The sequence below is a fragment of the Herbaspirillum sp. RV1423 genome, assembly GCF_000577615.1.
In the GTDB taxonomy this organism is placed as follows: Bacteria; Pseudomonadota; Gammaproteobacteria; order Burkholderiales; family Burkholderiaceae_D; genus Herbaspirillum.
The window spans coordinates 25,066-37,429 of the sequence record NZ_CBXX010000043.1 but is presented as its reverse complement, the minus strand read 5'-3'; the positions used below and the strand labels follow the sequence as shown (position 1 = coordinate 37,429).

The following is a 12,364-nucleotide window of genomic DNA, read 5'->3' as shown; positions in this document are numbered from 1 at the left end:
CTGACGATCACGCATACCGGGATCGCGCCGAGGATGGCGATGATCAGCTTGACGATCCCCGGCAGCCCCGGCGCCACCGCCTGTACCAGCTTCAGGATGCTCAGCCCCGCCATCGCTCCGATCATCAGCACGTCGCCATGCGCAAAGTTGATCAGGTTCAAAACCCCGTACACCATCGTGTAACCCAGGGCGATCAGCGCGTACATGCTCCCTAACACCAGGCCGTTGATGATTTGCTGGATGAATATGTCCATATGTCTCCTATGCTCCTTTTTTCCGGCCTGCCGATAGCGGGCCGTTCTTTGTGAATCTGAAATCGAATCTGAAACCGGAGCCGATCAGTCCCGCAGCACGTCGCGCACCACGCGCGCCGCCGCCAGATCCCACGACGCCTGCCCTACGGTCTTGAAAACCGGCAGACCTCGATCCGCGCTGAGCGGCTCGCCGCGACCGGCCAGGATGTCGCCGATGGCGCGCACGCGACTCCAGTCGACGCCAGCCTGGATCAGGTCGCCCGCTTCATGCCTGGCGCCGCCGAGGTCGTCGACCACGATGGCGCGCTCAGCCAGCAGTTGTGCCGGGAACTCGACCATGTCGGGCTTGAAGGCGCCGACGCCGATCGCCAACGTGTGCGGAGCCAGCTTTACCGGGATCACCGGCGTGCGCGATGTCGTCAATGCGATCAACACGTCGGTTGCCGGCAAATCCTGTTGCATGATCTCAGCCGCCAGCGGGCTGGCGACAATGCCGGGATGACGGATGCTGAGTTCGCTGCAGAACGCCTGGGCGCGGGCGACGTCGCGCGCCACGATCCAGAATTGCGAGACGCCGAAGAATTCAACCAGCGCATCGGCATGCGCCGCCGCCTGCACGCCGACGCCGATCAGCAGGGCCGACTTCGGTTTGGCTGGCGCCAGCGTCCGAATGCCGAGCAAGGTCATCGCCGCGGTGCGGCGCGCGGTCACGGTCGGGCCGTGCAGCAAGGCGATGCGGCGGCCGGTCCGGGTGTCGAACACGATGACTTCGCCCTGGATCACCGGCAAGCCGTGTCTGGCGTTGTCGGCGTGGACGGTAATGAGTTTGGTGATGCTGAGATCGGCGCTGACGGCTGGCATGCCGAGCAGCACGCTGGCGGCGTCGATGGGCACGACCTGGCGCTCGGGCGCGGTGATGCGGCCGTCGGCGAATTCCTGCGCAGCTTGCGCCAGCGCCGGCACCAGACGGTCGTAAGGCAGCGCCTGCGCGGTTTGTTGGGCGTCGAGAATATGCATCGATTTACCTCAGGAAGAAACCGGTCGGGAACGGATCGGACTCTTCCAATACCCATTGGTTGGTGCTCATGATGTGCGCCGAACCGGTGACTTCGGTGAACACGGCGTCGAGTTCGCCGACCTTGGTGGTGCCGGTGACCCTGACGCTGAAATTGCTGCCGACAATGCTGCCGTTGACGTAGTCCTGGTTGAGACCCAGCTTGCCGCGCAGGAACAGTTGCGCGGCGCGGCCGGAGGTGCCGGTGCCGGTCGGCGAACGGTCGACTTCACGGTCGGCGAAGATGCAGACGTTGGATTGATCGGCGCCGAGGAAATTGGGCGCGCTGTCGATGATGGTGCCGTACAGCGTGTCCAGGCCCGGTTCGAGCGGATGCCGGATGCTGACCTTGACTTTGACGGCAGCCTTGGTTTCGGCGCCGAGCTGGATCAGTTGGCGCACCAGTTCCGGCTTGACGGTCAGGTTGGCCTGGTCGGCGTTGATGTAATAGTAGAAGGCACCGCCGAAGACGATGTCGCCCTTGATCTTGCCGAAGCTGGGTGTGTCGACTTCGACGTCGCGCTGATAAATGAAGGACGGCACGTTCTTGAAACTGACTTTGCCGGCGCGCTGGCCGTCCCACTCGACGCTGGCGTCGATGAAACCGGCCGGGGCATCGAAGCAGATGCGCGTGACCGGCGAAGTACGCTCGACATAACCCATTTCGACCAGCACTTTACCCAACGCGATGATGCCGTGGCCGCACATATCGCTATAGCCTTCGTTGTGGATAAAAATAACGCCGAAATCGGCGTTCGGCGTCAGCGGCGGAAACAGGTAGGCGCCATACATGTCGGCGTGACCGCGCGGCTCGTTCATGAGGAACTGGCGCAGGTCGTCGCGGTTCTCCTTGAGCCAGTTGCGCTTTTCCAGGATCGTCGCGCCCGGCACTTGCGGCAGGCCGGACACCAGGATGCGCAACGGTTCGCCGCCGGTGTGAGCGTCAATGGTCTGGACGGTGCGGGTGTAACTGAGCATGAAACTTCCTTCTACGAAACACTGAAACGGCGCGCGTGGTGCAAGGTATTGCCGCAGTTTATTGCATTTCCCCTTGCGTGCGCGGTATTGGTGATACGGATGCATCAATGCCTGCCCCGCCTGCAATGCAGGGGAGCGGAATTGAACTACCTGGGGATCATTTCAGGGAACGGCCGCAACGGCCGTTCCCTGGCAAAAATAAAACGAGCGGAGCAGCGATCAGTAGCTGGTCAGGGCAACCGGCACGCCATCCTTGAAGCGGAAGATCGTTACCGGCGATTGCTTCAGATCGTGCTTGTCGTCGAACTCGTATTGACCGGCCACGCCTTTGTATTTGATCTTGGCCAGCGCAGGGCCGTATTGCTTCGGTTCAACGGAGTTTGCCGTCTTCATTGCCTGGGCGATGAGCATCATGCCGTCATAGAACGAGACTGCATAGACTTCCGCAGGACGGCCGAACTTCTTTTGGTAGTCGTCGGCGAACGCTTTGCCTTCCTTGGCCTTCTCCAGCATGGTACCGCCTTGGGTACAGTAGACGCTTTCACCGATGGCGTCGCCGCCCAGGCGGCCCATTTCCGGCGAGCAGATGCCGTCGCCGCCCATCAGCAGCGCGTCGATGCCCAGTTGCTTCATCTGGCGCTTGATCGGACCGCCTTGCGGAGCGTAGCCGCCGATGAACACGGCGTCAGGTTTCTTGCCTTTGATCGAGGTCAGGATGGCGGTGAAGTCGGTTGCCTTGTCGTTGGTGAAATCCTTGCTGACGACCTTGATGCCGTTGGCTTGCGCGACCTTGACGAATTCTTCCGCCAGGCCCTGGCCGTAGGCGGTGCGGTCGTCGATCACTGACACGGTCTTGACCTTCAGTTCCTTGGCTGCGTACAGCGCCATCTTGCCGCCCAGTTGGCTGTCGCTGGCGGCGACGCGATACAGGGTGGCGAAACCTTGCTGGGTGATCTTCGGATTGGAAGCCACGGTCGCGGTCACGATGCCGGCGTCGTTGTAGACGCGCGAGGCGGGAATGGTGACGCCCGAGTTGTAAGGACCGACGATGGCCTTGATGCCCTGGTCAACCAGCTTTTGCGCGACGCCCACGCCTGCTTTCGGATCGGCCTGGTCGTCTTCCGAGATGATTTCGAATTTGATCTTTTTGCCGCCGATGACGAGGCCCTGCGCATTCAGGCGTTCGACCGCCATTTGCAAACCGCCTTGATTGTCCTTGCCTGCCGAAGCTTGTGGCCCGGTCAGCGGACTGCTGAAACCGATCTTCACTGTTTGCACTTCCTGAGCAGACGCGATTGCCGGGATGATGGCAAGTGAAGCGGCGATGATATGCATGCGGTTATACATGTTGTTTCCTCTCTTGGTTGAAGGTCAGGCTTGCGATAAAACACTGAATTCAAGCCGAGCCGGCAAAAAGGCAAGACGGTCGCATGGCGCAACTGCAGATATGAGCATGGCGGGTGAGTCTCTTCTTCTGTGCTTTGGTCGGCTTGCCGCGTCCGGAGTCCGGCGCGACACTTTTTATGGTGCTCGATTCTATTTACTCTTCGCTGATATTAGTCCCGATAATTGCCCTTATAATCAGAATTTAATTTACATAATTTGTTTTTAACTGAATAAAGTTCAGATTCTATGGCTACGCTCGACAAAATCAGCAAAAAAATTCTGATGGAGCTGCAAAACGACGGCCGCATCAGCAACGTGGACCTGGCCGCGCGCGTCAATCTCTCTCCCGCCGCCTGCCTGGAACGGGTGCGCAAGCTGCAGGACGCCGGCTATATTCTCGGCTATGCCGCCCAGTTGAATCCCGAATTGCTCGATGTTTCTCTGCTGGTGTTCATCGAGGTGGTTCTGGACCGCACCACGGCCGATGTCTTTGAAGCCTTCAAGAAGAGCGTGCAGAGCATCCCCGAAATCATGGAATGCCACATGGTGGCCGGCGGCTTTGACTATCTGGTCAAGTCGCGCGTGAAGGACATGAACGCCTACCGCGAATTCCTCGGCAAATCGCTGCTGCAGCTCAAAGGCGTGCGTGAGACGCACACCTACGCGGTGATGGAAGAGGTCAAGAACACCATCCGGCTGCCAATCAAATAACGCCCTCGAAACTCGCAGTCGGCTCCGGCGTGTCCTTTGAAACGCGAAACGGTCAGGATGATTCCGTCATGTCGCGCCTGGCATCGAACTCGTAAAGCGTGCCCCCCGCCCGTGCGCAGATGAAAAAACCGGCAAAAGAACATCTCTTTTGCCGGTTTGGAAAAACAGCGCCGAAAACGCCGGAATCAGAACTGCGTACGCACCCCGAGGATCAGGTTGCGGCCGGCTTGCGGCACGGTGTCCTTGAGCACCGCCGTCGAATAACGAATGTCCTGATTCAGCAGATTCTTCATCAGAACGAACCAGGTCACACGCATGGATTGCAGTTTCTGCGTGTAAGACAGATTGGCGTCGAGTTGCGTGTAGGACGGCGTATCGGTCGATTCGAACGAAGCGAGACGGTCCTGCTTCAGCGCATGCAGCACGCGCATGCCGCTGGCCCAGGGTCCCTGGCGGTAGCCGAGATCAACGCCGTAGCGCGTGGCCGGCTGCAGCGGCAGGTTGCCGAGATTGTCCAGCTTGCCGCGCGAGGTGTCGGCAAAACCGCGCACCGAAAAGCCTTCATTGTTGAGGTTGTAGCTGACTTCCACTTCGGCGCCGTGAATGGTGGCGTCGCCCTGCGACCAGAAACGCTGCAGGAATTCGCCGCCCGGATCGGGATTGCCGCTGTTGTCGACCTGGCCGTTGGTGCGGCCGTAAATGAAGTCCTTCACCTTGTTCTGGAACAGGTTGCCCTTCCAGCGCACCAGCCCTTCGGTCTTTTGCAGGCTCAACTCGATGTTGTGCGAGGTTTCCTTTTGCAGGCTGCTGTCGCCGATATCGAAGGTCGAGGTCGATTCATGCGGACCGTTGGAATACAGTTCCTCCACCGTCGGCGCGCGCTGCGCCACCGAATAGGTCGCGCCCAGGCCGTAGCCGGGCATGAAGCTCCACAGCGCGCCGGTCGACCATGAGAGCAGGTTGAAGTCGCGATCCCGCAAGCCGTCCGGACGGCGCTTCACTGACTCCAGGCGCAACCCTGCGGAGGCCAACACATCGCCGAACTTGCGCTCTTCCACCAGGAAACCGGCGAAGCTGCTCGATTTGGTCTTGGGCGTCAACTGCGGCGAGCCGTCCGTCGCCGACAGGGCTGAATAGTTGCCCTGCTCGGTCTGGATGCCGAAGTTGCCGCGCCAGCCGTCCAGCGGCTTATGCGCCAGCTCCCAGCGAGTCTGCATGACGCGGTTGGAAAAGACGGTGTCGGCGGTGCCGTCCTCTTTCTTTTCAGTGTGGGTGTAATCGGTGTAGCCGAGCTTGAACTTGAACGACTCGATGCCAGCGAAAGGCTCCTTGATCAGGCTGTCGATATCGTAACGCGTCTGGTGTAGATCGATGAAGGATTTCTCTGCGGTCGGAATGCCATAGTGATCGTCCAGCGACGACACCGAGGCGCCGATGTGGCCCCAGTCCGCAATGTAGGAACCGCCGACGCCGACGCTGCTCTCATGCGTAAACGAGTTGGGCAGGCGGCCTGACGCGCTGGCGGCGTTGCCTTGAGTGGCGTTGCCCGGGATCTTGTAATTGTCGGTGTCGCGGTAGTTGCCGTCGACATGCAAGCCGATCTGGCCGGTCGAACCGTCGACCGAGAACGAGGTATTTTTCTGACCATCGACGGTACCGTAACGCGCCTCGACCTCGCCGGTCGGCCTGCCCACCAGTTCAGTCGGAATACGGTCATTGACCACGTTCACCAAACCGCCGATGGCGCCGGAACCGTAGAGCAAGGCGGCCGGACCGCGCAGGATTTCGATCTGGCGCGCAGTGGCCGCTTCGGTGGCGACGGCATGGTCGTTGGAAACGGTGGACACGTCGGAAACCGCCATGCCGTTTTGCAGCATCATGACACGCGGTCCTTCCATGCCGCGGATGATCGGACGCGACGCTCCTGCGCCGAAGCTGGAAGCGGATACGCCCAACTCTTGCGACAAGGTGTCGCCGAGCGAATTGCCGAGCTTGTTGCGCAGTTCGTCGCCGGCCAGCACTTTGGCCGGGGTGAGAATCTGGGCGCTCTCTTCAGAGGCGAACGGGCTGGCGGTGACGACGATTTCCTGCAATTGCTGGGATTGTTGCTGTGAGGTCTGCGTGGTCTGTGCGATGGCGGCAGTGGACATGGCGGCAAGCGCGGACACGACGGCGCTCGCCAATAAACTTGGCTGGACTTGCATGGATATTCCTTGGCTGACAAATGAAAGGAGGAGTGTTCGCCCGGATCGGCGACGGCGGTTACAGGCAAGCGCCCGCAGCAGCGATATCGCTGTCCGGTCGGAAAATCGACGAATTCAGATGTCAGCGCGGCGGCGCACGCGAGGAGAAATGGCAGACCGCAGGAGCATCCCAGGAAGCAAAAGCCTGCCATAAGGCGAGCACCCGCACGCCCGGAATCAGCGGCGGCGAGAAGACGCCGGCGTGGATGCCGGTCGCGCCGCTGGCGGCATCGTATTCGACGCAGGAATGATGATGCTTGCCATGTCCGGCGCCCTGCTTGCCGTCGACATCGTCGAGGTCGTCGTCTGCATCATCGACATAGTTGAACAATGCCGCATCGAAGGCGGCATGGCCGGGACGATCGATGGAACCAGCCCAGCCGGCATGCGCGATACCGTGCGCGAGGCCGAGGAATTGTGAAAACAGCAGCGCCAGCGACAATGCCAGCACCCATGCCGTGCGACATCCTGACGGCGGCGTCGGCCGACGTCGCATCTGCCGGAAGGCGCGGGAACGGACGATACGCAGCAATGTGGCAGTAACGACGGCCATGGTGATCAGGCGTTTCCGGCAAGGACCAATAACGGGAAGAAGCAAAAACGACATCAACGCGACGCCGCTGAATTGGCGCTGGCGGCATGCCGGCGAGCGCGAATTGTAGCATTATTTTGCAACACTGTTGCATTTTTCGCGTAATACGCATCCTGGATGGATGGGCCGGGATCGCGAACGGATTCGCAAGCAGCAGGGGGAGAAAAGAGTGAGGAAAACGCGTCAGGAAACCAACGCGATTATTGCCGGCGCTGGCGTCGGCGCCATAGATTCACAGGCAGGCGGACATGCGCTGCGAGAAGACAAAAGTCGATAAGCGAATGGCGCCGACAACGCGGCGCCATTGCTTTGATTCGCTACAGGAACTCAGTCGCCGTACAGCTTTTGCTTCAGCTCGCGACGTTGCTGCGCTTCCAGCGACAAGGTTGCGGTCGGACGCGCCAGCAAACGGGGAATGCCGATAGGCTCGCCGGTCTCTTCGCACCAACCGTATTCGCCGCTGTCGATGGCGACGATGGATTGCTGCACTTTCTTGAGCAACTTGCGTTCGCGGTCGCGGGTGCGCAATTCCAGCGCATGCTCTTCCTCGATGGTGGCGCGGTCGGCAGGATCCGGCACCAGCACGGTTTCGCGCAGATGCTCAGTGGTCTCGCCCGCGTTCTTGAGCAGATCTTTTTCAAGCTGTTGCAAACGGGCCTTGAAGAAAGCAAGCTGCGCTTCATTCATGTAGTCCTTCTCGCTCATCTTGAGGATTTGTTCCTCGGTGAGCAAGGTTTGCGTATCAGGGGTAGTTTTGGGAGTTTTAGTTGCCACTTCGCTTACTTTCAATACTACGGGTTTTTCAATTTTATCCTTTAATCCGGCGCTTGCATCCTGCTTTGCTGCCTTATTGCCGCTGACGTTGCCGCTGCCAGCCTGACCGGATCTGGTCGCTTTTGAATCCACTTCCCTTGCCGCCGATGGAGACGCTTTTGCGGGCGCTTTTTTGGGCGCCGCGCCGACAGCTTTCCCGGTACTCTTTCCTGTGCCGGACTTCGCCGTCGCTGATACCGTTTTTTTAACGGTCAGGGATTTTACTACAACAACATTGGCGCCTGATGAAGTTGTTGTCTTCTTCGGCGTAGCCGCCCTGCCGGCCGGTTTCGGCTTGACCTTCGGCGCCACCGCCCTTGGTGTTTTGGCAACTGCCGCGGCGGCCGTGCCGCCTTTCCCGGCTGCGCCCTTGGCGACTGCGCTTCTGGAACCGTCCTTCTTTGCGGTAACGCCCATAGAGTCCTTCCCCCGAAACATCCGGTTATCTGGTCAATCGACGATCGTACCTGGCTCACGCCATGACACGCAGATGGGAAGCGTGTCATGCGCACGCAAATCCAATACAGTGTATACCAGAACTTGGCGTATAAATAGCACTTCACACGCCCGCCCGAGGCGCTCAGGCCTGCTCCGCCCGGCCCGGATGGCTGGTCCCGCAGACCGGACAGGCCGCGTTGCGCGCCAGCCGGATGCTGCTCCATTCCATGCTGCGGGCGTCGAGTATCAGCAGACGCCCGGCCAGCGATTCGCCGATGCCGGCCACCAGCTTGAGCGCCTCGGCCGCCTGCATGGCGCCGATGATGCCGACCAGCGGCGAAAACACTCCCATGGTCGAGCACTGCACTTCCTCGAATTGCTGATCTGGCGGGAATAGGCAGGCGTAGCAAGGCGCCTGGCCCGAACGCGGGTCGAATACGCTGACCTGGCCGTCGAAACGGATGGCCGCACCCGACACCAGCGGCACCTTGTGGCGGACGCAGGCGCGATTGACGGCGTGGCGGGTGGCGAAATTGTCGCTGCAGTCGAGCACGACTGTTGCGCTCTGCACCAGTTCGCCCAGGCGTTCGTCGCTGACGCGTTCGGCGAGCGCGACGATCTCGATGTCGGGATTGATCTCTGCCAGCGCCTGCCGGCCCGACTGCACCTTGAGCTGGCCGACGCGACCGGTGGTGTGCATGATCTGGCGCTGCAGATTGGTCAGGTCGACGGTATCGCTGTCCACCAGCGTGATCCTGCCCATACCGGCCGATGCCAGGTACATCGCGGCCGGCGAACCCAAGCCGCCGGCGCCGATGATCAGCGCGTGGCCGGCCAGGACTTTTTCTTGTCCGGCAATATCGATGTCGTCGAGGAGGATATGGCGCGAGTAGCGCAGCAATTGCTGGTCGTTCATGATGACGGAATCGTTCACGGGAGTTCGGAATCAAAAAGGGCTGCATTGCTGCAGCCCTTTAAATGTAACGCAATTCGCTACTTGACTTATTTTTCGATCTTTTCCGCCGGCGCCTTGTTGTCCTTGCGGATGTCCTTGACCGGCTTGTCGTCCTTGCTGGACTCGTCGCGGATTTCAGGCTTGACCTTGGACACCTGGACCGGCAGGCCCTTCAGGTGGTTCAGCGCCTGGGCCAACTGGAAGTCTTCCTTGCTGCCGAACTCCAGAGGCTTGCGCTTCTTTTCCTGGGCAATCAGGCGTTCTTCTTCCTTTTCGTCGACGGTGGCGGCTTTCACTTCCTGGGCACTCTTGTCCTTGTCGTTGGTCAGGTGCTTGGTCAGATCGGCTTCACGCAGGCGCAAGCCGTTCAGGCCGTCGCCGTCGGCGTATTCATCCACCATGATGTCCGGCACGATACCGCGCGCCTGGATCGAACGGCCGTTCGGCGTGTAATAGCGCGCTGTGGTCAGCTTGACCGCGGTCAGCTTGTCCGGCGGCAGCGAAATAACCGATTGCACCGAGCCTTTGCCGAAGGACTGCGTACCCATGATAGTGGCGCGCTTGTAATCCTGCAGCGCGCCGGCGACGATTTCGGAAGCCGAGGCCGAGCCGGAGTTGATCAGCACCACCAGCGGCACCTTCTTGATCGCGTCAGGCAGCTTGGACAGCGGATCGTTGAGCGGGTTGGCGGCATAGAATTCGCGCTTGGCCAGGAAGCTGGACTTGGAGCTTGGCAACTGGCCGTTGGTGGTCACCACCACCGCGTCCTTGGGCAAGAAGGTGGCCGACACGCCGATCGCACCCGGCAGCACGCCGCCCGGATCGTTGCGCAAGTCGAGCACGAGACCCTTGAGGTTCGGTTCCTGAGCGTAGATCGCCAGGATCTTCTTGGCCATGTCGTCGACCGTCGGCTCTTGGAATTGCGTCACGCGCAGCCAGGCGTAGCCGGGTTCGACCACTTTCGACTTGACGCTTTGCACGCGGATTTCCTGGCGGGTGATGGTCAGGATGATCGGCTTGTCTTCTTCCTTGCGGGCGATGGTCAGCGTGATCTTGGTGTTGGGCTCGCCGCGCATCTTCTTGACGGCTTCATCCAGCGTCAGGCCCTTGACCGGCGTTGTGTCCAGCCGGGTGATCAGGTCGCCTGCCTTGATGCCGGCACGATAGGCCGGGGAATCCTCGATCGGCGAGATGACCTTGACATACCCGTCTTCCATGCCGACTTCGATGCCGAGGCCGACGAATTTGCCCATGGTGCCTTCGCGCAGCTCCTTGTAGGCCTTCTTGTCGAGGTAGGCGGAGTGCGGGTCGAGCGAGGCAACCATGCCGGAAATCGCTTCGGTGAGCAGCTTCTTGTCTTCGACCGGTTCAACGTAATCGGACTTGATCAGACCGAATACATCGGTCAATTGCCGCAATTCCTCCAGCGGCAGCGGCGCCGTCGCATTCTTTTGCGCGATGGCATCGAACTGCATTGAAGCCGCCACCCCCGCAATCACGCCCAAACTGATAAGACCAATATTCTTGAGTTTGCTGCCCATGTTTCACCTAGTAGTTACCCAGCCGAGTGGGTCGAAAGCGCGGCCCTGATGCCGCATTTCAAAGTATAAACCCGATTGCTCATTGCCGCCGCTATTCCCTGCGCTGGCGATGACATCCCCGGTTTTGACGAGATCCCCTGCCCGCTTCAGGACGGACTGATTATTGCCATAAATGGTCATGTACTGATTGCCGTGGTCGACGATGATCAGGTTGCCAAAACCGCGCAGCCAGTCAGCGTACACCACCCGTCCGGCCGCCACAGCCTTGACTTCCGTGCCTTCAGGGGCGCGAATGAACAGGCCTTTCCAAGTCGGGCCGTCGCCGCGCTTGCCGCCGAACTTGGCGATCAGGTCGCCGCGCACCGGCAGGCGCAATTGCCCACGCAGGCTGGCGAAAGGCTTGCCGAAATTTTCTTCCGCCGAGGGCGTGACTTCGTTGCGACCCAGCGATTGCGGCGCTTCGTCGTCGTCAATCGCGTCTGATGGCGCCGGCTTGATCTTGGTTCCCGGTGCGGCTTTGGCTTGCTGGGCGGCGCGCCGTTCGCGTTCGGCCCTGGCCTTGGCCAATTGTTCCTGGCGATGCTTTTCGCGCGCGGCGGCCTCGGCCTTTTTCTGCTCTTCGATGAGTTGCGCCAGCTTGTCGACCAGACCGGACAGACGCTGCTCGTCGCGCTGCAGGTTGCCGGCTTCTTTGCGCTGGGCATTGAGCTTGGTGGATAACTGCGCCAGCAAGGTGCCCCGCTTGGTCTTTTCCTTTTCCAGCAGTTTCTTTTGTTCGTTTTCTTCCTGGGCGATTTCTTCCAGTTCGAACTTGGCGTTCTGGGTAGCGGCCTTGTTGTCCTTGATCGCCTGCAGGTTGACGCGCAGGGTTTCGATGAGCTTGGCCTGGGCTTGTGAAACATAGCCCATGTATTGCAGTTCGCGGTTGATGCGATTGGGATTGTCGCCCGAGAGCAGCAGCTTGATACGGTCTTCGTTGCCGGCAACATATTGGTCGCGCAACAGCTTGGACAACTGTGCCTGCTGGCTGTTGACCACACCCGACAAGTCGGCCTGCTGCCTCACCAGCACGTTGAGCTTGGCTTCGGTGTCGGCCTGCTCCTGCCCGAGTTCGCGCAAGGAACGGTTGGCCTTGGAAATCGCCTGCTCCGACTCGGCCAGCGCGTCGGCGGCGTTGCCCTTGGCGGTTTCGGTCTTGTCGATGTCGCGCTTGAGATTGGCGAGCTTCTGCTGCAGGTCGGCGCGTTCCTTCTCGGCCGCCTGCTTTTGCCTGGCGCGTTCGGTGACCTGCGCATTTGCCGGCAGCGACGGCGACAGCAGGCACAGCACAGCGATCAATGCCGCTGTGCCGAACGCCGCAGATTTGCCGACGCGCCGATGCCAGATCAGTCCAATCATG

10 protein-coding genes and 1 pseudogene are annotated in these 12,364 nt (G+C 60.4%); 1 reads left to right on the top strand and 10 read right to left on the bottom strand.

Annotated elements, in window-relative coordinates:
* The 4 genes and pseudogenes from RV1423_RS24975 to RV1423_RS24960 all read right to left on the bottom strand — a co-directional run.
* Positions 1-254, bottom strand: a pseudogene (locus RV1423_RS24975) (branched-chain amino acid ABC transporter permease); the annotation flags it as partial.
* An 84-nt stretch (positions 255-338) separates the two neighbouring features.
* Positions 339-1,271 carry a delta(1)-pyrroline-2-carboxylate reductase family protein gene (locus RV1423_RS24970; RefSeq protein WP_034302917.1) on the bottom strand — a complete coding sequence of 311 codons (933 nt, stop codon included), beginning with the start codon at positions 1,269-1,271 and terminating at the stop codon, positions 339-341.
* Positions 1,272-1,275: 4 nt separating this feature from the next.
* A complete protein-coding gene (lhpH, locus tag RV1423_RS24965) occupies positions 1,276-2,286 on the bottom strand; it encodes a trans-3-hydroxy-L-proline dehydratase (protein ID WP_034302915.1) in 1,011 nt (336 codons plus the stop codon).
* Between the two features lie 219 nt (positions 2,287-2,505).
* On the bottom strand, positions 2,506-3,633 hold the full coding sequence (locus tag RV1423_RS24960; RefSeq protein WP_034302913.1) for a branched-chain amino acid ABC transporter substrate-binding protein: 1,128 nt from the start codon (positions 3,631-3,633) through the stop codon (positions 2,506-2,508).
* 285 nt (positions 3,634-3,918) lie between these two features.
* Between RV1423_RS24960 and RV1423_RS24955 the strand changes: the two genes are divergently transcribed.
* Positions 3,919-4,383 carry an Lrp/AsnC ligand binding domain-containing protein gene (locus tag RV1423_RS24955; RefSeq protein WP_034302911.1) on the top strand — a complete coding sequence of 155 codons (465 nt, stop codon included), beginning with the start codon at positions 3,919-3,921 and terminating at the stop codon, positions 4,381-4,383.
* Between the two features lie 185 nt (positions 4,384-4,568).
* Here RV1423_RS24955 and RV1423_RS24950 read toward each other — a convergent pair whose 3' ends face one another.
* From RV1423_RS24950 to RV1423_RS24925, 6 genes are all read right to left on the bottom strand, one after another.
* A complete protein-coding gene (locus RV1423_RS24950; protein WP_034302909.1) occupies positions 4,569-6,587 on the bottom strand; it encodes a TonB-dependent receptor in 2,019 nt (672 codons plus the stop codon).
* A 121-nt stretch (positions 6,588-6,708) separates the two neighbouring features.
* Positions 6,709-7,179, bottom strand: a complete 471-nt coding sequence (locus tag RV1423_RS24945; RefSeq protein ID WP_231502504.1) for a hypothetical protein — start codon at positions 7,177-7,179, stop codon at positions 6,709-6,711.
* A 366-nt stretch (positions 7,180-7,545) separates the two neighbouring features.
* Positions 7,546-7,950: an RNA polymerase-binding protein DksA gene (gene dksA / locus RV1423_RS30920; RefSeq protein ID WP_034302907.1), complete on the bottom strand. Its 405-nt coding sequence runs from the start codon at positions 7,948-7,950 to the stop codon at positions 7,546-7,548.
* 661 nt (positions 7,951-8,611) lie between these two features.
* Positions 8,612-9,385, bottom strand: coding sequence for a molybdopterin-synthase adenylyltransferase MoeB (locus RV1423_RS24935; RefSeq protein WP_034302923.1), 774 nt, complete (start codon positions 9,383-9,385; stop codon positions 8,612-8,614).
* Positions 9,386-9,471: 86 nt separating this feature from the next.
* Complete coding sequence (locus tag RV1423_RS24930) at positions 9,472-10,965, bottom strand: S41 family peptidase (RefSeq protein ID WP_034302905.1); 1,494 nt, start codon at positions 10,963-10,965, stop codon at positions 9,472-9,474.
* Positions 10,966-10,968: 3 nt separating this feature from the next.
* A complete protein-coding gene (locus RV1423_RS24925; RefSeq protein WP_051516938.1) occupies positions 10,969-12,363 on the bottom strand; it encodes a murein hydrolase activator EnvC in 1,395 nt (464 codons plus the stop codon).
* Position 12,364 lies beyond the last annotated feature (1 nt).